The sequence below is a fragment of the Leclercia sp. UBA7405 genome, assembly GCF_037152215.1.
In the GTDB taxonomy this organism is placed as follows: domain Bacteria; phylum Pseudomonadota; class Gammaproteobacteria; order Enterobacterales; family Enterobacteriaceae; genus Enterobacter; species Enterobacter pneumoniae.
The window spans coordinates 1,517,463-1,540,012 of the sequence record NZ_JBBCMR010000001.1; the positions used below are offsets into that span (position 1 = coordinate 1,517,463).

At 52.4% G+C, this 22,550-nt stretch carries 21 protein-coding genes; 10 read left to right on the plus strand and 11 right to left on the minus strand.

Annotated elements, in window-relative coordinates; genetic code table 11:
• Window position 1: 1 nt before the first annotated feature.
• The 3 genes from WFN75_RS07455 (at window position 2) to WFN75_RS07465 (ending at window position 4,679) form a co-directional block, all read left to right on the plus strand.
• Window positions 2–871 carry a 4Fe-4S binding protein gene (locus WFN75_RS07455; RefSeq protein ID WP_336995943.1) on the plus strand — a complete coding sequence of 290 codons (870 nt, stop codon included), beginning with the start codon at window positions 2–4 and terminating at the stop codon, window positions 869–871.
• 241 nt (window positions 872–1,112) lie between these two features.
• Complete coding sequence (locus tag WFN75_RS07460; RefSeq protein ID WP_040075523.1) at window positions 1,113–2,036, plus strand: LysR substrate-binding domain-containing protein; 924 nt, start codon at window positions 1,113–1,115, stop codon at window positions 2,034–2,036.
• Between the two features lie 276 nt (window positions 2,037–2,312).
• Entirely contained in the window at window positions 2,313–4,679 is a 2,367-nt protein-coding gene (locus WFN75_RS07465; protein WP_336995944.1) for a glucose/quinate/shikimate family membrane-bound PQQ-dependent dehydrogenase, read from the plus strand.
• 42 nt (window positions 4,680–4,721) lie between these two features.
• On the opposite strand, the gene WFN75_RS07470 is transcribed toward WFN75_RS07465, so the two are convergent.
• The 5 genes from WFN75_RS07470 to WFN75_RS07490 all read right to left on the minus strand — a co-directional run bounded on the left by WFN75_RS07470 (window position 4,722) and on the right by WFN75_RS07490 (window position 9,574).
• Window positions 4,722–5,162, minus strand: coding sequence for an energy transducer TonB (locus WFN75_RS07470; RefSeq protein WP_336995945.1), 441 nt, complete (start codon window positions 5,160–5,162; stop codon window positions 4,722–4,724).
• Between the two features lie 110 nt (window positions 5,163–5,272).
• The gene (locus WFN75_RS07475; RefSeq protein ID WP_325945721.1) at window positions 5,273–6,973 is read right to left on the minus strand and encodes a methyl-accepting chemotaxis protein; all 1,701 of its coding nucleotides are present in this window, start codon (window positions 6,971–6,973) and stop codon (window positions 5,273–5,275) included.
• A gap of 160 nt (window positions 6,974–7,133) precedes the next feature.
• Window positions 7,134–8,252, minus strand: coding sequence for an S-(hydroxymethyl)glutathione dehydrogenase/class III alcohol dehydrogenase (locus tag WFN75_RS07480; protein ID WP_040075519.1), 1,119 nt, complete (start codon window positions 8,250–8,252; stop codon window positions 7,134–7,136).
• 29 nt (window positions 8,253–8,281) lie between these two features.
• On the minus strand, window positions 8,282–8,557 hold the full coding sequence (locus tag WFN75_RS07485) for a metal/formaldehyde-sensitive transcriptional repressor (RefSeq protein ID WP_040075518.1): 276 nt from the start codon (window positions 8,555–8,557) through the stop codon (window positions 8,282–8,284).
• A gap of 465 nt (window positions 8,558–9,022) precedes the next feature.
• Window positions 9,023–9,574: a GNAT family N-acetyltransferase gene (locus WFN75_RS07490; protein WP_336996230.1), complete on the minus strand. Its 552-nt coding sequence runs from the start codon at window positions 9,572–9,574 to the stop codon at window positions 9,023–9,025.
• 235 nt (window positions 9,575–9,809) lie between these two features.
• Here WFN75_RS07490 and WFN75_RS07495 point away from each other — a divergent pair, with 235 nt between their 5' ends.
• The 5 genes from WFN75_RS07495 (at window position 9,810) to WFN75_RS07515 (ending at window position 14,244) form a co-directional block, all read left to right on the plus strand.
• Window positions 9,810–10,787, plus strand: a complete 978-nt coding sequence (locus WFN75_RS07495) for a DUF1852 domain-containing protein (RefSeq protein WP_336995946.1) — start codon at window positions 9,810–9,812, stop codon at window positions 10,785–10,787.
• Window positions 10,788–10,814: 27 nt separating this feature from the next.
• Window positions 10,815–11,846 carry a methionine synthase gene (locus tag WFN75_RS07500; protein ID WP_286809021.1) on the plus strand — a complete coding sequence of 344 codons (1,032 nt, stop codon included), beginning with the start codon at window positions 10,815–10,817 and terminating at the stop codon, window positions 11,844–11,846.
• 121 nt (window positions 11,847–11,967) lie between these two features.
• Window positions 11,968–12,315: an HNH nuclease YajD gene (yajD, locus tag WFN75_RS07505; RefSeq protein ID WP_040075514.1), complete on the plus strand. Its 348-nt coding sequence runs from the start codon at window positions 11,968–11,970 to the stop codon at window positions 12,313–12,315.
• Window positions 12,316–12,332: 17 nt separating this feature from the next.
• Window positions 12,333–12,956 carry a glutathione S-transferase family protein gene (locus tag WFN75_RS07510; RefSeq protein WP_286809022.1) on the plus strand — a complete coding sequence of 208 codons (624 nt, stop codon included), beginning with the start codon at window positions 12,333–12,335 and terminating at the stop codon, window positions 12,954–12,956.
• A gap of 1,042 nt (window positions 12,957–13,998) precedes the next feature.
• On the plus strand, window positions 13,999–14,244 hold the full coding sequence (locus WFN75_RS07515; protein WP_336995947.1) for a hypothetical protein: 246 nt from the start codon (window positions 13,999–14,001) through the stop codon (window positions 14,242–14,244).
• 138 nt (window positions 14,245–14,382) lie between these two features.
• On the opposite strand, the gene WFN75_RS07520 is transcribed toward WFN75_RS07515, so the two are convergent.
• The 3 genes from WFN75_RS07520 to WFN75_RS07530 all read right to left on the minus strand — a co-directional run bounded on the left by WFN75_RS07520 (window position 14,383) and on the right by WFN75_RS07530 (window position 17,053).
• Window positions 14,383–15,003: a histidine phosphatase family protein gene (locus WFN75_RS07520; protein ID WP_336995948.1), complete on the minus strand. Its 621-nt coding sequence runs from the start codon at window positions 15,001–15,003 to the stop codon at window positions 14,383–14,385.
• 301 nt (window positions 15,004–15,304) lie between these two features.
• The gene (locus WFN75_RS07525) at window positions 15,305–16,045 is read right to left on the minus strand and encodes an SDR family oxidoreductase (RefSeq protein ID WP_212475889.1); all 741 of its coding nucleotides are present in this window, start codon (window positions 16,043–16,045) and stop codon (window positions 15,305–15,307) included.
• Between the two features lie 156 nt (window positions 16,046–16,201).
• Window positions 16,202–17,053: a LysR family transcriptional regulator gene (locus tag WFN75_RS07530; RefSeq protein ID WP_212475886.1), complete on the minus strand. Its 852-nt coding sequence runs from the start codon at window positions 17,051–17,053 to the stop codon at window positions 16,202–16,204.
• Between the two features lie 447 nt (window positions 17,054–17,500).
• Between WFN75_RS07530 and WFN75_RS07535 the strand changes: the two genes are divergently transcribed.
• The gene (locus WFN75_RS07535; protein WP_336995949.1) at window positions 17,501–18,049 is read left to right on the plus strand and encodes a hypothetical protein; all 549 of its coding nucleotides are present in this window, start codon (window positions 17,501–17,503) and stop codon (window positions 18,047–18,049) included.
• Window positions 18,050–18,661: 612 nt separating this feature from the next.
• Here WFN75_RS07535 and WFN75_RS07540 read toward each other — a convergent pair.
• Complete coding sequence (locus tag WFN75_RS07540; protein WP_046885327.1) at window positions 18,662–18,847, minus strand: general stress protein; 186 nt, start codon at window positions 18,845–18,847, stop codon at window positions 18,662–18,664.
• 502 nt (window positions 18,848–19,349) lie between these two features.
• Here WFN75_RS07540 and WFN75_RS07545 point away from each other — a divergent pair.
• Window positions 19,350–20,543 carry a zinc-dependent alcohol dehydrogenase gene (locus tag WFN75_RS07545; RefSeq protein WP_233803420.1) on the plus strand — a complete coding sequence of 398 codons (1,194 nt, stop codon included), beginning with the start codon at window positions 19,350–19,352 and terminating at the stop codon, window positions 20,541–20,543.
• A 110-nt stretch (window positions 20,544–20,653) separates the two neighbouring features.
• Here WFN75_RS07545 and WFN75_RS07550 read toward each other — a convergent pair whose 3' ends face one another.
• Complete coding sequence (locus WFN75_RS07550) at window positions 20,654–21,916, minus strand: Y-family DNA polymerase (protein ID WP_336995950.1); 1,263 nt, start codon at window positions 21,914–21,916, stop codon at window positions 20,654–20,656.
• A 1-nt stretch (window position 21,917) separates the two neighbouring features.
• On the minus strand, window positions 21,918–22,337 hold the full coding sequence (locus tag WFN75_RS07555; RefSeq protein ID WP_040075493.1) for a translesion error-prone DNA polymerase V autoproteolytic subunit: 420 nt from the start codon (window positions 22,335–22,337) through the stop codon (window positions 21,918–21,920).
• Window positions 22,338–22,550 lie beyond the last annotated feature (213 nt).

Consider the following 22,550-nt stretch of genomic DNA (forward strand, 5'->3'; position numbering starts at 1 on the left):
GATGCGTCCTTTCTCCATAAAGCCCTCACCGCCCCCCGGCGTGGGGGCTTCTTGCCTGCGTAAAACGTTCTCGCGCCGCCGCTGCCAGGCCTGTGCAGATGCCTGTCCGGTGGCGGCAATCACCATCGGTTCTGACGGGCCGCACCTCGACGCTGACGCTTGCCTGCGCTGCGGTAATTGTCTCTTCGTCTGTCCGACCGATGCGCTGACTCATCTTCAGCCCCCCAGACGCAACCTGCGTAACAAACGACTGGTCGGCCCCTTTTCGACCACCATTACCCCAGAAGAGCTGCTGCTATGGCACCGGCAGTACGCGATAATAGGCGTGGAATTGGATTACGCGGCCCACCCCGCCTGGTTGCGTGCGGTGGCTGCGCTTAATGTGATCCTGAGGGAACTGAACGAGGCGGAGTGGCAGATTTTTCCACCTCAGTCGCGCCCTGTGGATGGCTTTCGTCGGCACTGGCTTCGCGTACCTGATGATGCGCACCAGACCGCAAGCGTCACGGCAGATCAGCCCACACGCCTGCAGGCTTACCACCCTTTTACCCCTTACGAACTGGACTTTTCGCTATCACGCTGTGTGGCCTGTGGGGCCTGCGCCCGGGCATGCGCGGAAAAAGCGCTGCGCTTCACCCAGACCGCGCTGGAGTGGGATTCTTCTGCCTGCTCCGGATGCCATGCCTGCACGGCGGTCTGTTTTACCGGGGCAATCACTCTCCGGCGAGAGATCGCCGCAGCGCATGCGCAGCGGTTTCCGCTGATGCAGAAGGTCTGTTCCGTCTGTCGCCACCCCTTTTCTACCTTTTCGCCTCAGGCTGAGCGCTGTCATATTTGTCAGCAACATCGCTACGCCATGCGCGAAGCATAACCTCTCTTTATGTTCTCGCCCCGTCTCCCGGCTGTGCCGGTTCGGGGTAAGGATCCTCTTTTCGTTTACTGCCGCAGATTTAATCCTGTCGAAACAACAGCCTGGTGGCACGCGCTTTTTACAAGGCGGCAAACTGGCACTTTGCATAAAATGAGTAAATGTTAATGATATTTTGCTAGCAGGTTATCAAAATTAAACAACTTTTCTTGTCTCTCTCATCGCTCTGCTTTAAACATCGCCTATGGAAAAAAATGGTCTGTTTAGTCAGCGCATTCGCTTGCGCCATCTGCATACATTCGTGGCCGTCGCTCAACAGGGAACGCTGGGGCGAGCGGCTGAAACGCTTAATTTAAGCCAGCCGGCGTTATCAAAAACGCTCAATGAGCTGGAGCAACTTACCGGTACCCGCCTGTTTGAGCGCGGGCGGCTGGGGGCGCAGCTTACGTTGATGGGCGAACAATTTCTGACCCATGCCGTTAAGGTGCTGGACGCCCTGAACACCGCCGGGCAGTCGTTGACGCGCAAAGATGAACACACCCCGGATGTGGTGCGTATTGGCGCCCTGCCCACCGCCGCGCTGGGCATATTACCTGCGGTCATAGGCCAGTTTCATAAGCAGCAGCGCAACATTACGCTGCAGGTCGCAACCATGAATAACCCCATGCTGCTGGCGGGGCTCAAATCTGGCGAGCTGGATCTGGGCATTGGCCGCATGTCAGACCCCGAATTGATGAGCGGTCTGAATTATGAGTTGCTGTTCCTCGAATCCCTGAAGCTGGTGGTTCGCCCCAATCACCCCTTGCTTAACGATACCGTGACTCTGAGCCGGGTGATGGAGTGGCCGGTGGTGGTGTCGCCCAAAGGCACGGTGCCGCGTCAGACCGCCGAAACCCTGCTTCAGGCACAGGGCTGCAAACTTCCGCCGGGCTGTATCGAGACGCTATCGGCCTCGCTCTCTCGTCAGCTTACGGTTGATTTCGACTACGTCTGGTTTGTGCCCTCTGGCGCCGTTAAAGAAGATTTACGCCAGGGCACCCTGGTCTCACTCCCTGTTCCCTCCACCGGCGCGGGTGAACCTATTGGTGTACTGACGCGGGTGGATAGCCCTCTCTCTTCCGCCGCACAAACGCTACTAAGCTCGATACGAAAATCCATGCCGGTCTAATCACCCTACCTCAGGCCCGTCTTGTCGACGGGCTTTTTCTCGCCTTAATCAAATAATGCGAAATCATTCATTAACAATTGCGTAAAACAATTTAACAGATTTATCATACCCGCCAATTCACCAAATGGTTCGTTAAAACTGTAAAAGGGTGAATTACACGGCCCGATATCTGGCTAATAGTGCATTATTTATGATAACCCTCCACCTCTGTTATCCATTTGGTACGCAAGCCATTGGCAATGGTTTAAAGACGTTGAGGTTGTTCAGGAGATAGAAATGGCTTTAGGTAACACGCCACGCGGGATCCCCCGATTCCTGCTGTGGTTACTGGTCGGACTGATGGCAATTATCGGTCTGGCCGTAGGGGGGCTGGGCTTAAAGCTCGCCACCGTGGGGGGAACGTTTTACTTCCTGATTATGGGCGTGGTGATGCTTATCGCCGCGTTCTTAATTGCACGCCATCGCGTCAGCGGCATCGTCCTGTACGCTGTGGCATTCATCGCCTCGCTGTTCTGGGCGGTAAGCGATGCGGGCTGGGACTTCTGGCCGCTCTTCTCACGCCTGTTCACCTTCACGGTGCTGGCGTTCCTCGCGGCGATTGTCTGGCCGTTCCTGCGTGGTAGCCGTAAAGGCCCGGCTTTTGCGATTGCAGCCGTGCTGGCAGTGGCGATGCTGGTCAGTTTCGGCTGGATGTTTAAACCACAAACGCTGGTTGCGGCCAACGAGCCGGTACCGGTGAAACCGGTCGCCGAAGGGCAACAGCAGAAAAACTGGGCGCACTGGGGCAATACCACCCACGGCGATCGCTTTGCGGCGCTCGACCAGATTAACAAGCAAAACATCAGTGAGCTGAAAGTCGCCTGGGTCGCCCATACCGGGGATACCCCGCAGAGCAACGGCTCTGGTGCCGAGGACCAGAACACCCCGCTACAGATTGGCGATACGCTTTACGTGTGTACCCCGTACAGCAAGGTACTGGCGCTGGATGTGGATTCCGGTAAAGAGAAATGGCGTTACGATGCCAAAGCGACCGCGCCAAACTGGCAACGTTGCCGTGGTTTGGGTTACTTTGAAGATAACCCCTCTGTGACAACGTCACAGAACGAGCCGCAGCCGGCCGCCTGTTCACGCCGTCTGTTCCTGCCCACGACCGATGCGCGCCTGATTGCCCTTAATGCCGATAACGGCAAGGTGTGTGAGGAGTTTGGCGAGCACGGTGTGGTTGACCTGAGCGTGGGCATGGGTGAGATCAAACCGGGCTACTATCAGCAAACCTCGACGCCGCTGGTTGCGGGTAATGTCGTGGTGGTAGGCGGCCGCGTAGCGGATAACTTCTCTACCGGCGAGCCGCCGGGTGTTGTGCGGGCCTATGACGTGCATACGGGTCAACTGGCGTGGGCCTGGGATCCGGGTAATCCGGAGATCACCGGCCTGCCGCCGAAAGGCCAGACCTATACGCGCGGGACGCCGAATGTCTGGTCGGCGATGTCTTACGACGCGAAGCTGAACCTGATCTACCTGCCGACCGGTAATGCCACCCCCGATTTCTATGCGGGTAACCGCACCGCGCTGGACGATAAATACAGCTCCTCCGTGGTGGCGGTAGATGCCACCACCGGTAAAGTACGCTGGCATTTCCAGACCACGCACCATGATTTGTGGGACTTTGACCTGCCTGCTCAGCCGCTGCTGTACGATCTGCCTGACGGCAAGGGCGGGACCACGCCGGTGCTGGTCCAGACCAGCAAGCAGGGCATGATCTTTATGCTCAACCGCGAAACCGGCGAACCGGTGGCGAAAGTGGAAGAGCGTCCGGTTCCGGCGGGCAATGTCGAAGGCGAGCGTTACTCACCTACCCAGCCGTACTCCGTGGGTATGCCGATGATTGGCAACCAGACCCTGACCGAGTCCGACATGTGGGGCGCAACGCCGGTTGACTTGCTGCTGTGCCGTATCCAGTTCAAAGAGATGCGCCATCAGGGGGTCTACACCCCGCCTGGCCTCGATCGCTCCCTGCAGTTCCCGGGGTCGCTCGGCGGCATGAACTGGGGCAGCGTGTCGGTTGACCCGAACAACGGCCTGATGTTTGTGAATGATATGCGTCTGGGGCTGGCCAACTACATGGTGCCGCGCGCCAACGTTGCGAAGGACGCCAGCGGTATTGAGATGGGCATTGTGCCGATGGATGGCACCCCGTTCGGTGCGATGCGGGAACGCTTCCTCTCGCCGCTGGGGATCCCGTGTCAAAAACCGCCCTTCGGGACCATGTCGGCGGTGGATCTGAAGTCCGGCAAGCTGGTGTGGCAGGTTCCGGTCGGCACGGTGCAGGATACCGGTCCGCTGGGTATCCGAATGCATATGCCCATCCCTATCGGGATGCCGACCCTGGGTGCATCGCTCTCAACCCAGTCTGGCCTGCTGTTCTTTGCCGGCACTCAGGACTTCTACCTGCGCGCGTTTGACACCGCCACCGGTAAGGAGATCTGGAAAGATCGTCTGCCAGTGGGCAGCCAGTCCGGCCCGATGACCTACGTTTCGCCGAAGACCGGCAAACAGTACATCATTATCAATGCAGGCGGCGCGCGTCAGTCTCCGGATCGCGGCGATTACATTATCGCCTACGCCCTGCCAGACAAGTCGTAACCCGTTTCAACCCGCAACCGGCCACCTTTGTGGCCGGTTTTTTTACAGCGAATTCTCCTGCCAGGTGACCTCTTTGCCATTGCTGTAGCTCACCACCAGATTCTGCCTGACCCCCTCTGGCCAGCAGCTGCGAAGCACGGCGCGTTTCGTCTCCTCGAAGAAGGCCTTATCTCCTGCCGCGTTGTAGTCTGCTGCTCGCCCGTTCAGCTTGACGTTAAATGACACCGTGACCCGGCCCGAAAACTGCTGCGCCGCGGCCTGCTGCGGATAGCGTGGGGTGATCCGGTAAACGTCTCCCTCGCAATCTGCCAGGGCATCGTTATCCGCCGTACTGCCGCCCACCGGAAACGAGAGCCCGACGCCCACCCCGTTACTGCCGCCGCCAATGCCAACGCCGCCGATCCCGACGCTGCCTCCTGACGAACAGCCCCCCACCAGCAGTGCCATACAGGCAACCTGCATAATTTGTGTTGATAGCTGCATCTTTGCGCTCCTCATCATCTCTTACACAGAGCATAGCTGTTGCTGACCACAGGCGAAAAAAAAGGGCTCATGCTGACGCATGAACCCTCTGGCGACTTACCGCGATGGGATTAGAACGTTTCCCAGTTATCGCTGGAAGTGGCGTTCACCGCCGCCGGGCGTAACGGCGTCGATGGCGCGCTGGGGGTGAAGGCCGCGCTGCTGCGCGTTTGCGCCGCGCCGTTAAGACGGAATGCGCCTACGGCTTCGGTCAGACGCGCGCCCTGCTCTTCCAGCGAGGCGGCGGCGGCAGAAGCCTCTTCCACCAGCGAGGCGTTCTGCTGGGTGACTTTATCCATCTCGGAAATGGCCTGGCTTACCTGCACAATGCCGCGGCTCTGTTCATCGGATGCGGCAGCAATCTCCAGCATAATGTCGGTGACGCGTTTCACCGCCTCAACGATCTCATTCATGGTGTTACCTGCAGCAACGACTTCACCCGAGCCCTGATCGATCAGGGTAACGGACTCGTTAATCAGCCCTTCAATCTCTTTGGCCGCATTCGCGCTGCGGCTGGCCAGGGTACGGACTTCGCTTGCTACTACGGCAAAGCCGCGCCCCTGTTCACCGGCACGCGCCGCCTCTACCGCCGCGTTCAGCGCCAGGATGTTGGTCTGGAAGGCAATGCTGTTAATCACCGCGGTGATCTCAGAGATTTTCTTCGAGCTGGTGGAGATGTTACCCATGGTTTTCACCACCCCGGAGACCATCTGGCCGCCACGGCTGGCTTTACCTGAGGCATCTTCCGCCAGCTTGCTGGCGTGGTGGGCGTTGTCCGCGTTCTGTTTCACGGTGGCGGTCAGTTGCTCCATGCTGGCGGCGGTCTCTTCGATTGCCGCAGCCTGCTGTTCAGTACGGGAGGAGAGATCGGTATTGCCGGCGGAAATTTCGCTGGTACCGCGATAAATCTCTTCTGCCCCCTGACGCACGGTGCCGACGGTTTTCACCAGGGAGTGCTGCATGGTTTGCAGATCCTGCGTCAGACGACCAATCTCGCTGCGCCCGGTCAGGTCGTCGGCCAGCGTCAGATCGCCTTTGGCGATATGCGCAATACGATTAGCGGCGCGCTGCAGCGGATTGATTACCGTGCGGCGCAACACCAGGAAGGTGATGGCAGTTAAGATCAACGCCAGCGCGAAGGCACCCACCATAAACATCAGCCCGAGCTGCGTACGGGAATGCGCCTGTTCGGCAAGCTGATTCGCGCGATCGGTACGGATTTTAATCGCTTTCAGCAAGATTTCGTTGTACCCGTCATCCAGCGGGCGGGCGCTCTCATTTTCATGATTGATGATGGCTTCAAACATGCCATTTTTGGCAAATTTCAGCATCGGCTGCAGCCCATTAATATAGGCCTCGTAACGTGCTTTGAGGTCGTTATCCAGCGCCTGGTCGGCAGGAGTACGCACCGCACGGTTCATATAGATTTTAAAGCTCTCTTGCGACTGCTTAATACGGCGCTCTGCTTCCGCGATGTTTTGCTTCATCGCCTCCATTTCAGCGATACGGCTGGCCGCACCCGCGTGGATCATATTAATACGCGCGGTGCGCAGATGGTTCGAGCTGTTCGACAACCCGGTGCGCACTTCGATTTCTGATGTCACGTCCTGCTGGTCGGTATCTGCCTGTAACAGGAAATAGCCAGCCAGACCTGAGCTCAGGGCAAACAGCAAAATAATGCCGCCGAGAATGGAGGAAAACAGCGGAAGCAACCTGATGTGATGCAGGAAGCTCAACTTGTGTTGCGCCCGCATCGTTGATGAAGTATCCATGACCGTCGACTCTCTTATAAGTAAGATGCGCAAAAAACACGCCCGTAATAGAGTCATCGGCACGGCAGAGAATTAGCTTATGGCTAAAATCGCCAGCCACGTCACACTTTAGAAAAGATTATTAAAGAAATGCCAGCGGCAGAAACCGCTGGCAGAATAATCAGTTATCGCCGAAATGGATAACCGTACGGATGGATTTACCCTCGTGCATCAGATCAAAGGCCTCGTTGATCTGTTCCAGCGGCAGACGGTGAGTGATGAACGGGTCGAGATTGATTTTCCCCACCATCGCATCTTCAACCATGCCAGGCAGTTGCGTACGGCCTTTTACCCCACCGAAAGCGGAACCGCGCCAGACGCGACCGGTCACCAGCTGGAATGGACGGGTTTTGATCTCCTGACCTGCGCCCGCCACGCCAATGATGATGCTCTCGCCCCAGCCTTTGTGGCAGCACTCCAGTGCCGAACGCATCACGTTGACGTTACCGATACATTCGAAGCTAAACTCCACGCCGCCGTCGGTCAGTTCTACGATCACATCCTGCACCGGCTTGTCGTAGTCTTTCGGGTTGATGAAATCGGTCGCGCCCATTTCACCCGCCAGCTTGAATTTCTCTGGGTTGGTGTCCACGGCAATAATGCGCCCCGCTTTCGCCTGGACTGCCCCCTGAATCACCGCCAGACCGATACCGCCCAGGCCAAAGACCGCGACGTTATCACCCTCTTTCACTTTTGCGGTGTTGTGAACCGCACCGATACCGGTGGTCACGCCGCAGCCCAGCAGACAAACTTTATCCAGCGGTGCCTGTGGATTCACTTTTGCCAGCGAGATTTCAGCCACCACGGTGTATTCGCTGAAGGTACTGGTGCCCATGTAGTGGTAAATCGGCTCACCATTATAAGAGAAACGGGTAGTGCCGTCCGGCATCAGCCCTTTACCCTGGGTGGCGCGAACCGCCTGGCAGAGGTTGGTTTTACCGGATTTACAGAACTTACACTCACCACACTCCGCGGTGTATAACGGAATAACATGGTCGCCCGGCTTCAGGCTGGTCACCCCTTCGCCTACTTCCACCACTACGCCGCCGCCTTCATGCCCCAGCACCGCCGGGAAGACCCCTTCCGGATCTTCGCCCGAGAGCGTGAACGCATCGGTGTGGCAAACGCCGGTATGGGTGATTTTGATCAGCACTTCGCCTTTTTTCGGCGGTGCGACATCAATCTCAACGATTTTCAGCGGCTGACCAGGGCCAAATGCAACAGCAGCACGTGATTTCATAACGCTTTCCTTTTAGTGATGTCTGATTTTTATTTTAGATAAGAGCGCAGCAAATGGCCGACTTCTGCCATCCGTACTGCCCGCTGGTCCGGGGTGGTTTCACCCGTGACCAGCTCATCTTTGAGATGAATTTCGACCATTTCGCCCATCAGCCCGTTCGCAGCACCGCGCACCGCGGCAATCTGTTGCAGGATGGACAGGCAGGGCTCCCCGGATTCCAGCGCGCGCTCAAGGGCATCAACCTGCCCACGAATGCGGCGAACGCGGGTAAGGACACGTTTTTTATCTTCGGGTGAATGTGGCATACGCCCTCCATATACTGTAGGGGGGTATACTATATAGGTTATGAACGGCTGTAAACCGTAACTTTTTACCGGTTTTAATGTGGGAGAGATGATTTATGAGGGGGGAGCTGGCGTTCCAGAGAGGCCTCTCGTGAGGCCTCCATTTACGGCACTTGTTTTGGCCACCGCCGGCGGCGGAGTTTTGGCACACATGAATGCGTGGTGAGTCGGGTTCCACAGATGGAGCACACTGCACCATGAGGTTGGTTATGTAACGAGCCGCCAAAAGAGGTGAAATAGAATCTCTTGCTCGTGCAAACCGGACATTCAAACTTGATGTTGGGGATAGGCCCCTCCAGTCAGGCGTATTGAACCTCTACCTTAACGTAAATTTCAGGCCTTGAGGGATATATCGTCTGATTGCGCGGCCATAATCATAAATATTATGAATATTTAGCGAAGTTATGGGACTTTCTTATTACCGCTTTATCCATATAGACGCCTGGCATTCCACTCATCGCGGGTAATCTCCCATATTTCAGAGTCCAGAAGTCCGCTGACATATTGTTTCTTTTCGGTTTTAATCAGCCGCATACCGCTTCGAATTGATATTTGCCTTGAGCGGCTATTAACTACGGCTTTTGGTGCGCGTAATATCGGCTTATTCAAGATATTAAACCAGTAATCCGTTGCGGCCTCGCTGGCTTCACGCATATATCCCTGCCCTTGCCATTCAGGGACCAGCCAAAAGCCCCGGTTATTATCCTCCACATCATATAAACAGATCAGCCCGATAAGCGTATCGGGATCTTCACGGCGGCGGATTGACCAGAACCAGGCAATACCCTTTGCCACGTCAGGGAGGGCAACCTGATTCACATAATACTCCGCGCCATTATCGGGGTAAGGCCAGGGCACCGTTGAGACCAGATACTGCACAATTTCCCAACGGGGAAAAGCATGCTGAATTTGCCGGGCATCATCTTCGACCAGCGGTTTTAATAGCAAACGCTCTGTGGTTAACGCGGGTATCTGCATGCGTGTTCTCCTTAAGGCTAAACATTGTCCGGATGAGACCACCCTACACCTCTCCCGAACATGAAGAGAACTCATGTTGTCGTGAAATTTAGTCGCTTTCACTCCTCCCGAGGCTCTGGCATAAAATATCCCTATTAACCAATTAATAACAAGAAGATCGCATTGAGCTAACTTGCGCACAGTCAAGGCTCTTCTCAATGTCCTTTTCTTACGACGTCCAGGATACCGAATTGCGATGAATACTGATTTCACCTTTACGATTAAAAGCAGCCGTTTCGATGAGAACTATAACCCCTCTGAGAATACGCGTATTACCACTAACTTTGCCAATCTCGCCAGAGGGGATAATCGTCAGGAGAATCTGCGCAATACGCTGGTGATGATGAATAATCGTTTTAATACTCTGGCGCACTGGGATAATCCAAAAGGCGATCGCTATTCCATCGAACTGGATATTATTTCCGTTGAGATGAATCTGGGGCCAAACGGCGAAAGCTTCCCGGCAATCGAAGTTTTGAGAACCTGGATCCTCGACCATAAAACGCATGAACGCACAGAGGGCATTGTGGGGAATAACTTCTCCTCGTATGTCCGCGATTATGACTTCAGCGTCGTGCTGCTGGATCACAACAAAGACAAGCCCGGCTTCAGCATTCCGGACAATTTTGGCGATCTGCACGGCAATATATTTAAGCACTTTATCCATTCAGACGCGTATAAAGCGCACTTCAAAAAAGCGCCGGTGATCTGCCTGAGTGTATCGAGTAAAGATATTTATCACCGTACGGGAAATGAACATCCGATTCTGGGTCATGAATATGCGCAGAATGGCGTGTCACTCACTGAACAATACTTCAATAAAATGGGGCTGCAGGTTCGCTATTTCATGCCCAAAAATAGCGTCGCGCCGTTAGCCTTCTATTTTACCGGTGATTTACTGCGTGATTACACCAATCCGGAATTGATCGGCACCATCAGTACGATGGAGACCTTTCAGAAAATCTACCGCCCCGAAATTTACAATGCGAACTCCGCGGCAGGCCAGCTCTATCAACCCAGCCTGACTCACCAGGATCACTCATTAACGAAAATTGTTTATGACCGGGAAGAGCGGAGCCAGCTGGCTATTGAGCAAGGCAAATTTACTGAAGAGCACTTTATCAAACCCTATAAGCATGTTCTTGAGCAGTGGTCTGCGCATTACGCTCTTTAATTAACCGAAAGTACAAGGCGATTTATTATGACAATCTTGCTACCCACTTCAACGGCTGGCAGCTTACCGAAACCTTCCTGGCTGGCGGAGCCCGAGAAACTGTGGTCCCCCTGGAAATTGCAAAATGAAGAGTTAATCGAGGGGAAAAAAGATGCGCTGAGCCTGGCCCTGTTTGATCAACTCCGTGCCGGGATTGATATCGTCAGCGATGGTGAGCAGACGCGTCAGCACTTTGTCACGACCTTTATTGAACACCTGAGCGGCGTAGATTTTGAAAAACGCGAAGTCGTGAAAATTCGTAACCGCTATGACGCAAGCGTTCCTACTGTGGTAGGGGCTGTTGCGCGCCAAAAACCGGTTTTCGTGGAAGATGCCCGTTTTTTACGTCAGTTAACCCATAAGCCCATTAAGTGGGCCCTGCCCGGCCCGATGACCATGATCGATACGCTTTACGATGCCCATTATAAAAGTCGCGAAAAGCTGGCTTGGGAATTTGCGAAGATCCTGAATCAGGAAGCGAAAGAGTTAGAAGCGGCTGGCGTCGATATTATCCAGTTCGATGAACCTGCTTTTAATGTTTTCTTTGATGAAGTGAATGACTGGGGTATCGCGGCATTAGAAAGGGCCGTTGAAGGGCTGAAATGCGAAACTGCAGTGCATATTTGCTACGGCTATGGCATTAAAGCAAACACCGACTGGAAACAGACGCTGGGTTCCGAGTGGAGACAATACGAAGAGGCCTTCCCTAAACTGCAAACCTCCAGCATCGATATTATCTCCCTGGAATGCCATAACTCGCGCGTACCAATGGATCTGCTCGAACTGATCCGCGGTAAAAAAGTGATGGTCGGGGCAATCGACGTCGCAACCCATACGGTCGAAACGCCGGAAGAGGTGGCGGATACGTTGCGAAAAGCGCTGCAGTTTGTTGATGCCGATAAACTTTATCCTTCGACCAACTGCGGGATGACGCCTCTCTCCCGCCGGGTTGCCAACGGCAAACTCAATGCCCTAAGCGCAGGTGCCGACATCGTACGCGCTGAGCTCGCCGGAAGATAATTAGCCACCATCGTGGGCAAAGGTGAATTAAAAGCGGTTTTCTCTACCGCACAGCATTCTCCTTCTGCCCCCTTTTCGGTTATCGTGGTCAGCAAATTTATTACCACAGGTAACATCTGCCATGGCGCTGATCCCAAAAAACTACACGCAGCTGGAAAGCGGCTACCGCGAAAAAGCCTTAAAAATTTATCCCTGGGTATGTGGACGCTGCTCGCGCGAGTTTGTCTACTCCAACCTGCGCGAGTTAACCGTCCACCATATCGACCACGACCATACCAATAACCCGCCCGATGGCAGCAACTGGGAGTTGCTGTGCCTGTTTTGCCATGATCATGAACACTCGAAATACACCGAGGCAGACCAGTACGGCTCCACGGTAGTGGCGGGTGAAGATGCGCAAAAAGATATCGGGGCGGCAACATACAATCCCTTTGCCGATTTAAAAGCGATGATTGGCAAGAAAAAATAGTCGAGGAGGCTCGCAGCATGCTCAGAATTTTGGGAAAAAAATCATCCATCAATGTGCGTAAGGTGCTCTGGACCTGTGAAGAGGCGGGCATCGACTATCTTCAGGAAGATTACGGCAGTGGTTTTGCCTCAACCCAAACGCCTGAGTTCAAAGCCCTTAACCCCAATGCCATGGTGCCGGTCATTGTTGATGAGGGGTTCGTGCTGTGGGAGTCCAATTCGATTTGCCGCTATCTGGCGCGCAAAGCCAGCCGCGATGACCTGCTCCCCCTTGAAGCGCAGGCGGCAGCGAATGTTGAGCACTGGATGGACTGGCAGGCGTCAGAGTTTAACAACGCCTGGCGCTATGCCTTTCCGGCGCTGGCCCGCAAAAACCCCGCCTTTAACGATCAAAATGCGATTGCCAACGGCATTACCGAATGGAATCACTGTATTGATATCGTCGAACAACAACTTCAGCGTACCGGCGCCTGGGTCACGGGTGACACCTTTACCCTCGCGGATATTGTGCTCGGATTATCGGTAAATCGCTGGAAAATGACGCCCTTCCCCCATCCTGATGTTCCCGCTATCGACGTATGGTTTGAAAAACTGAATCAACGTCCGGCTTTTTTGCGGCATGGTAACAATGGCATGGTGTAAATCCGACCGCTATGGCGATGAGGTCGTGGTTTAGCTGTGTAGTAGATCGGTGTTGAGCGGGGAATGGGTGTTTCTCATAAGATAAACTGAATCCCTTTTGAGAAAGCCACGCCCCCTCGACAGTCATTAACTTCCCTTGCTCGCGCTATCCCGTATTAACCATTTTGCCCGGGGCACATGACGACGAATACGGTACCGTGGTTTGTAACTCAGAGAGTATTTCTTCCAGAATTGTTAATTTTCAAAGAATAATAACTCACTGCGTTGTCCCTTATGAGTCCAAAGGGACAATGTTTAAACTGGCACGGCAATTCACGATCGCATACCTGACCCACTTCCCGGCGGTTACCCGGACATTCATTCTTCATCCGAAAACCCAGCCAACGTATTGATGAATAAGGCATTGCATGTGCAATCCATACGCGTTTCCGTCGATTATCAATCAGGATCCCTTTCTCAGTCATCGTGACGACTTCCCCGGTACTTACGTAATAATCCCCTTTGAACCACAGGATATAATTCAGACCATAGGGTGTCTCTACCTTTCCAAAAATCGTACCCGTATCCGGGCTGGCAACAATCTCAACTATCTTCCACTCCATAAAACCCCTTTCATTGCTTTTCTGATACTCTCTTGTGCCTGTCATAAGGCTTCTATGAGCCCCTGCGTAATTTCGCGATGAAAAATAAGAGTAGATTTAAAAGCCGTGAACTTCAAATAACCTTACAAAGAAAGTATGAATATTTACAATTGCGATTTGCGTTATGTAAACATCCCTCGCGGGATGGGGGTTCTGTGGAGAGGCGTTCGGTAAGGGGGTTGCAGTACGTTATGGGGCTGCGCGTAGAAAAGGTATTAACATAAAAGAATATAACGTCAGGTAATGGTACCAGTGGGACAACTGCCTGAAGCTGAAGGTCTATAATGAGTGAGAAGCAGAAATTTAAGTTTCTACTATTTCCTTAACTCCCTGATTCAGGAAAAATAGCATCTGGCATAACTTTTTATTATCCCAACCAGTGCTTTGGGTATATCGATCATATGCGTAAATTACAAAAATTAATTGCGGCCGAGCGCACCACCTTTTCACCATACTCTCGCCTCCCTTCGTGTGCGATATCTCGTATTGCAGCTAAATGTAGAAAGGATGAAATTGCCGATGCGCATATCTTGCTAAAGGAGCTCAAAGCTGAATTGGCGACAGTTCCTGAATGGGATGGGGATACACATGATGACATCTGGAGAACCATCGAACTGTTCAGAGCCATCCTTGAGAAGGTAAAATAATATATGTGTTTGTTGTCCATTTCAGGTACAAGGCAAGCATGCACTGGCATTGAAGATCCGTTATGAGCGAGAAATGGATAAGGATCTTATTCACGATGTCTGCACCAACGCCACTATGGAATATCGAAGCCCAAAGCATTATCGTTCGAGATGAAGTAAATGTGTGGCAATCCCCCATCTTACAGCAATACATCGTCCATTTATCAACTCGAAAACGGAGTAGCTCGCGTTGGGTTGAGCGTACCAGGAGAAATTATCGACAGCACCTTCTTTGAAGGTGGCAAGAACGCCCTGACTGACGTGCCCGTGAGACACAATACATATCGTTTGATGAGGTGAGGCTGCCTCCAGACTGTGTAAAAAACTAATGACTCGCTGAGAAGCATGCGCAAGAGACTCTCCACCATGTGGGCAGTACGCGGCATCAAACTTGAATAACGCCTCTGCGTCATCAGGATGATTTTGTAGGAGATGATTTGCTGACATCCCCTCAAACTGCCCGAATGCCTGTTCTTTAAGGGCTGCTTCTGCCAGCAACGAGCAGTGAAAGCACTCAGCCAGGCGCTGCCCCATTTGCCAGGCACGCCCAAGCGGAGACGCGTAAATGCATTCTATCTGGTAATCACTTGCTGCAAGCGCTGCCAGTAAGGCAGATGTTTCGCGCAAACCCCGATGGGTCAGTGCGCTATCACTGTGCCCCTGAATAATTCCTCTCGAATTCCACTCTGTTTCCGCGTGTCGAACAAAGATCACTTTCATCGTTAAAGGGCCATGCACCTTGTTGGTTTAAATGCTCCAGACTTCGCGATATCAAATCCAAGTGGCTGATGCAGTGGAATGCTTTTCTGCTAAGGACGAATCAATAAGTGTAGTTGAATGCCGTTACGCTGTGTTCCCGCAGGAATGCCTGAGGCCATCTGCGGATGACGCCTGTGCCCGGCACAAAGCGGACAAACTCACTGCGTTGCAGGTCCGCTATGAGCGAAGAGCGGACCTTTTCTGGGCTAAATGTTTAAGCCGTGAATACCCTGATCAGGAAAATATGGCTAATGCAAAAGGATCATTCCATGGCCGTCGGGCGAACAACTATCTCATTAATATCGACTGATTCCGGCTGGTTGATTGCAAAAGCGATTGTTTCAGCGAGAGTTTCTACAGAAATAGCCATTTCATGTATCTTCCTGACCTCCTCGGCAACTGCGGTATCAGTTACGCTGGATGGCAAATCGGTATCAACGGGTCCCGGAGAAATAATGGTGCTGCGAATGTTGTATGGGGTCATCTCCATGCGCAGGCCTTCTGAAATTACCCGCACAGCAAATTTGGTCGCTGAGTAAACGGCGGTTGTCGGACGCACGCGGTGCCCTGCAGTTGAGGCGACATTAATGATGTGACCGCTTCTCTGTTCTTTCATAAAGGGAAGCGCGGCAGCAATACCGTAAAGTGTGCCTTTCAGATTGATATCAATAGCACGATCCCAGTCATCGACCTGCAACTGATCCAGGCGGGAGTTTGGCATAATACCTGCGTTATTAATCAAAACATCTATTCGTCCATATATATCAACTGCTTTTGCCACCAGGGCTTCTACATCCTGACGCTTTGATACATCCGTCTGTACGACTTCAGCTTTTCCACCTGCAGCCTTAATCTCATCTGCCAGAACAGTGAGTTTGTCCAGGCGGCGTGCTCCAAGCACTACGCTGGCTCCAGCTGCGCTCAAAATGCGAGCTGTGGCTTCGCCGATACCGCTGCTGGCGCCGGTGATGACAACGACTTTTTCACACATATTGTTGATCATAAAAGATTTCCTTTACGTGAATACACATAAATAATCATAACGAGTGAGGCAGAAAACGAATGATATCTGTCTCATCTGCCATCAGGTTGCCGCGATTATAGACAGGTGGAGAGTTGTGCAATATTCCGCATAGGCTCAGTTCAATTATGCAAATATTCACAAGCCGTAAGCAGGCTCAATACAGCTGATGAGGAAATCCACCACGGCACTAATATGCCTAGCATGACGCACATCTTCGTGAACGCTCAGCCAGATATCCTGAGTCAGAGCGGGACCGCCGGGTTCAGCAGGCACAAGGTTGTATTCCTTTGCCAGATAATCGGGCAGCAGGGCGATACCGGCGTGACCTGCTGCCGTAATAGCCTGTATTCTGAGATCATTACTGAAGAAAACGACAGGTCGCCCAGCACATTGCTTTTTCAGCCAGGCCTGCTGTGGGGTAATTGTTACTGATTCATCGTAAGCGATAAAGCTCAGCTCGCACCCTGATGCGAGATATTCGGCACTGCCGTAGAGCATAAACTTTACCCGGCCAAGCCGTCTTGCTACAACCGCCGCTTCGACTGGCCGCACCATGCCAATGGTAATATCTGCTTCACGCCGGGTGAGAGAAAGTCGTTCTTTGGTTCCCGTCAGGCTCAGACGAAGACGTGGATACCGTTTGTAAAAGCTGCCGATATGCGGCGCAATGAGATTGCCAATGAAAACGTGGGGCGCAGCGATGACAACATCACCTTCCACTACATTTTGTTCAGCACCGGAAAAGCGCTCTAATGAATATGCTGACGCGCTCATTTGCTCACCGTAGCGGGCTACCTGGCGTCCATCTTCTGTCAGGATATAAGATCGGGGTCTGCGGTCAACGAGCTTCAGATTAACCGACGCTTCAAGGGAAGCGATCCGCCTTGCCACCGTGGCATGATCCACGCCCAATTTTTTAGCCGCAGAGGCCAGCGAGCCTGTTCTGGCAAATGTTGAAAAATAACGTAAATCTTCCCAGTCAAACATAAAACCTCAAAATTAGCTTAGATACCTGGCTATGATGACGGTACCTGCATTCCGGTTTATACCTGATGCGGTTCTTCATATCAAAAGAGAAACGCGCTACTGATTTACGTTGAATTAACCACTTTCCTTAAGACATTTCTTTAACGGAGTAATAATGCACCTCGTAAGGTAAAAATGGGGCTGTATTGTGATTTTAGAATAAGAACGTCTGCCTTTGGCACACAGCGGACGCGCAGGGGCATAGCCCGCTTTGTGTGAGGAGCAGACATTGCTACCAGCATTCTGTGCAGAGCAACAGGGTACATATCAATGCTTGTCTGTCTGAACCTGAACAAAGGGTCTGATGTATAGATACTGTTTATGACACTTGATTCTAACTACTATTAAAATAACATTTTTCCTCGTTATGAGATGCTATGTGCCGCCTAACACTGATAAGGAGTTCAAATGTCTATCTGGCATCCAAAGAGCCATGAAAATAGCCTTAAATTGCTACTGAGAGATATTCCTGATTGTAATTGGGAACCTTGTATCGAGATGGCCGTAGGGGGTTTAACCGAAGTCGCTTTTTCACGCATTTATCCCCACTTGCTCCTAATAATTTCCTCCTCCGGAAGAGGGGTGCTTGATTGCCGGAGTGGAGAGATTATTGCCAGAGATCATGAAGATTATGGTGACTGGTACGACTCAGTTGGCCTTGCATGTACAGGTATAGGACCGTTAAGCAGTGAGACTCTTTCCACTGCAGGTCTGTGTGGCGGTGGTTTACCTATGTATAACCGGTATGGAGAGACTCTTGAGCGAGTGTCGCCAGAGTGGCCTCTGGAAATGTTAATCTGGTGCCCACCGGGTAAGAGTGCATTAATTGCCTCCCATAAAGAAGGGTGTCTCAGACTTGCAAATGATTACTTTCGCTGTGTTGGCTTCTCATGGGATGGTGAGTTAATTCTATCGGCAACAAGCAGCGACATTACTGTCTGGAAAAGACAGGGCTGATTAATCTGGCTGCTCCATGATGTTAAAAATCTCGAAAATGGGCGATGACTTTTTGAATATGATTTGGACGCGTTTTTATCCCGCCAGGAATGGTGAGCCCAGAGAGAATCATCACCCCCTACTCCCATCCCATTTCCCTATATGTCTTATTATCTTGCTCAGGAAAAGCAGAGGTATACTGACCCCAACCGCGAAATTAATAATACGTTGTCACTGACTCAACGTGTGAATCTGCCGCGCGGGGCCGCAAGGCAAAATAGATCGGTTCCCTCGCTGTTTGTCCATAGTTCGTGCAGCATAACTCAACCTTTCTTGTCTCTCTTCCCTAAAACACGCTTTGCACCGGCGTGAACAAGCGAAACGTAGCGAATGGCTAAAACAAAGGTTATACATACCGACGACCGGACATTTTAATACACATGCACTTTCAGTATACGCACACCCTTTATAAATTTTATATCCACACCCGGTTATACGTGCCCTGCAGGCCTTATTTATTAAAAATCCTTACACCATTGTCAGCCCATCTCTTCAGTTTCTGCCTGCACAAATTAAAACTGCGAGCCAAAAGACTCGCAGTATTTTATCTGATATCACTATCAGTTCAGGGAATTATGACTTACCAGAGCTACGGCCACCGCTGTGGCTGTTCTGCCCCCCTTTTTTCCCTGCTTCCGACGCACGTTGCGGATCGTCCTTGAAACTCCCTCCGCTGTGCTGACCGCCTTTACGTCCGGCCTCAGATGCCTTTTCACGGTCTTCAGCGAAATTACCGGAACCACCACGATGTTCTGCCATATCTTAAACCTCTTTCGTTTCGTTTATGTCAGTAGATACAAATAAACCTGCTTATTTGTATCGCTCGTCGTTCGATAGTTAAATTTAGCCCCTATCTATCTACAGTCAACTCTATATTTCGCTAAGACGCACCAGACTTTTCTTATTATATTTCGCATTACCGCATCGCTTTAATAAAATGCCGCCAGCAAGGTTCGCTCGTTGCCAGAATATTAGGATTACTCTCATAGCCGGAATGCTTAAATTAAAAGGGAAGCGGTAATATCCCCAAACTCAATCTGCGCTTCGCTTAATACTTCCATATTACCGCTGCGTTAATAACCGATTATTTACGCTGCAGAAAGCCATTGAATACAAAGAGGTTAATCTCTCCCGTCAGGTTTTTTAGGTGAATGCGTAACTTTTGCTCTAGGCTTTATAGTTAATAAGATTCATTCTGCCAGCATCCCTGAATGAATATTCCTCCTGAACTCGCTATCGAATATTCACTGGAGAATCATTAATGAAAGCACTTACCTACCATGGTCCTCATCATGTCAGCGTCGACAATCAGCCCGATCCTGGGCTGCAGGCAGCTGATGACATTATCCTTCGCGTGACGGCGACGGCCATCTGCGGTTCAGACCTTCACTTGTATCGCGGAAAAATTCCCGGCACCCACCATGGCGATATCTTTGGCCATGAATTTATGGGTGAAGTCGTTGAAACCGGGTCACAGGTCACTGCGGTGCGAAAAGGCGATCGGGTGGTGGTGCCGTTTGTTATCGCCTGCGGCGATTGCTTCTTCTGCCATCTGCATCAATACGCGGCATGTGAAAGTACCAACAGCGGCAGGGGCGCAATACTAAATCGTAAGGGCATTACCCCGCCCGCCGCGCTGTTTGGTTATAGCGATATGTATGGTGGCATCCCCGGCGGTCAGGCGGAATATGTCCGGGTCCCGAAGGCTAATACCGGGCCATTTAAAGTCCCTGACACCCTGTCCGATGAAAAAGTGCTTTTCCTTTCAGATATTCTGCCTACCGCCTGGCAAGCGGTTAAGAATGCCGAAATCACGCAGGGTTCAAGCGTGGCGATCTATGGTGCCGGGCCTGTCGGGCTCTTAAGCGCAGCCTGTGCTCGTCTCAGTGGCGCAGAGCAGATTTTCATCATCGATCATAACGACTACCGGCTCGAATTTGCGAAACAGCGTTATGGTGCCATTCCTGTCAATTTCGATAAAAACGACGATCCGGCCCAGTGGATTATTGAGAACACCGCGGGCCATCGTGGCGTCGATGCCGTAATTGACGCCGTTGGTTTTGAAGCGAAAGGCAGCCTCACCGAGACGGTGCTCAGTAACCTGAAAATTGAAGGCAGCAGCGGGAAAGCGATAAGACAGTGTATCGCCGCGGTTCGCCGGGGCGGGATCGTCAGCGTGCCGGGGGTATACGCCGGTTTCATTCATGCGTTTATGTTTGGCGATGCGTTCGATAAAGGGCTGACCTTCAAAATGGGGCAGACGCATGTGCATGCCTATTTACCGGACTTATTAAATCTGATTGAGCAAGGCTTGCTGACGCCAGAAGAGATTGTTACCCATCATCTTCCTTTGGAAGAGGCGGCACGCGGGTATGAGATCTTTGAAAAAAAAGAGGAGATGTGTCGCAAAATCATTCTGGTGCCGGGCATGGCAACCGGAAAGGCGACAGTCTGAGGCCTGTCGGCCCTGTCATGGATAAGCCCTACGCCAGTACCGGGCGTAGGGCTTTGAGTATCGTCTTCTTACGTCCGCCTTTACGGCGAACCTGGATGGCACTCATCGATTTAACGACAGCGCAGCAAATCCCCTATTCGGGTGGTATACCGCGGTGAGAGCATCTCCCGCTTCATCTGCCACTGCTGCTGAATCCCCTGCCCGGCAAAATAGAGCGTGCCGCGCCCTTTCTCATTCATCTTATCCATTATCGTCATTAGCGCTTCGCTGTTATGCCGGGGCGGCGCTTCATCAAAGAGATTCAGTTGCGCCACGCCAATGCTGAAAAAATCGCCCAGCATCACCCCCGCTTTTTGATAGCGATGCCCTTCTCGCCAGATTTTATCCAGACAGCGGGTCGCCGCGTTGATGATGTCACGGCTGTCCTGGGTGGGCGTCAGCAATTTTACCGAGGCGCTGTTCCCGTAATAGGGCTCGTTCAGGGCAAAGGGCGAAGTTTTCACAAAGGCGGAGATAAACCGGCAGTACTGATGCTCTTTACGCAGCTTTTCCGCCGCGCGAAAGGCATAGCTGCATATCGCCTGGCGCATTGACTCATAGTCGCTCACCCACTCACCAAAGGAGCGCGAGCAGACGATCTCCTGCTTGTCGGGGACAAATTCTTCAAACCCCAGACACGATTCCCCGCGCAGCTCCCGCACGGTACGCTCCAGCACCACGCTGAAATGTTTGCGGATCACCCCGATGTGGGTATCGGCCAGATCCAGCGCCGTGCGGATCCCCATCGCCTCCAGCCGTTTGCCGATGCGTCGCCCCACGCCCCAGACCTCCTCGACTGGCAGCGCGGCCATTAGCCTGCGCTGACGATCAATATTCGACAGGTCCAGCACGCCGCCCGTCTGGGTCTGCCATTTTTTTGCCGCATGATTCGCCAGCTTGGCGAGCGTTTTCGTGGGTGCAATTCCGACCCCGACGGTCAGGTGAGTATGCTGTTTCACGGTGGCGCGGATCTCCTTGCCAAATTCCGTGAGGTCACGGCAGTTACGTACCCCCGTCAGGTCGCAAAAGGCTTCGTCGATGGAGTAGATCTCTACACGCGGCGTCAGCAGCTCCAGGGTATCCATCACCCTGGCGCTCATATCGGCATACAGCTCGTAGTTGCTGCTGAAGGCCACAATGTTATGCCGGCGAAAAATCTCTTTCTGCTTAAAGTACGGCGCTCCCATTGTTACCAGCCCCTTTGCTTCGGCGCTGCGGGCAATCACACAGCCGTCATTATTCGACAGCACCACCACCGGCCGTCCCTGAAGATCCGGGCGGAAGACGGTTTCACATGACGCGTAAAATGAATTCACATCACAGAGGGCAAACATGCTAGTGGGTCGCTTTGATGATATAGGTGACCACGCCGAAGATATCGAGCGACGCTTCGCTGCCGATCACTATCGGTGAGTAGGCACTATTCATGGGGTTGAGCTGGATCCGGGGGCGCAGCTGCAGGCGCTTCACCGTAAATTCGCCTTCAATGGCGGCAATCACGATATCTCCGTGGTCCGCCTTTCTGGCGCTATCAACCACCAGCAAATCGCCGTCGCCAATCCCGGCGTCAATCATCGAATCCCCCGCTGCTTTCACAAAATAGGTCGCGCTGGGGTGCTGGATTAAAAGTGCATTCAGATCGATACGCTGCTCGACATAATCTTGCGCCGGGCTGGGGAAGCCACACTGAACTAAATCACTAAAAAGGGGGAGCGCTATTACTTCGCGCAACTCTGCGGGTCTGTACAACATCATTATACACGCCTCTTATACTGTTTTTATATACAGTAGTTTCAATGACGAAGACGATCAAGCGGCATTTTTGCCGCGGCTGGTTATGCTTTCGCCAGGCCGCAGCTAACTGTTTCTCTTTGCAGAAAATTAAAATTTGTAAATCCGGGGCAGAATAAAAAAACAGCAGGCTAATCATGACAACTGAAATGAATAAGAAAACGGCTATAAGGGGTA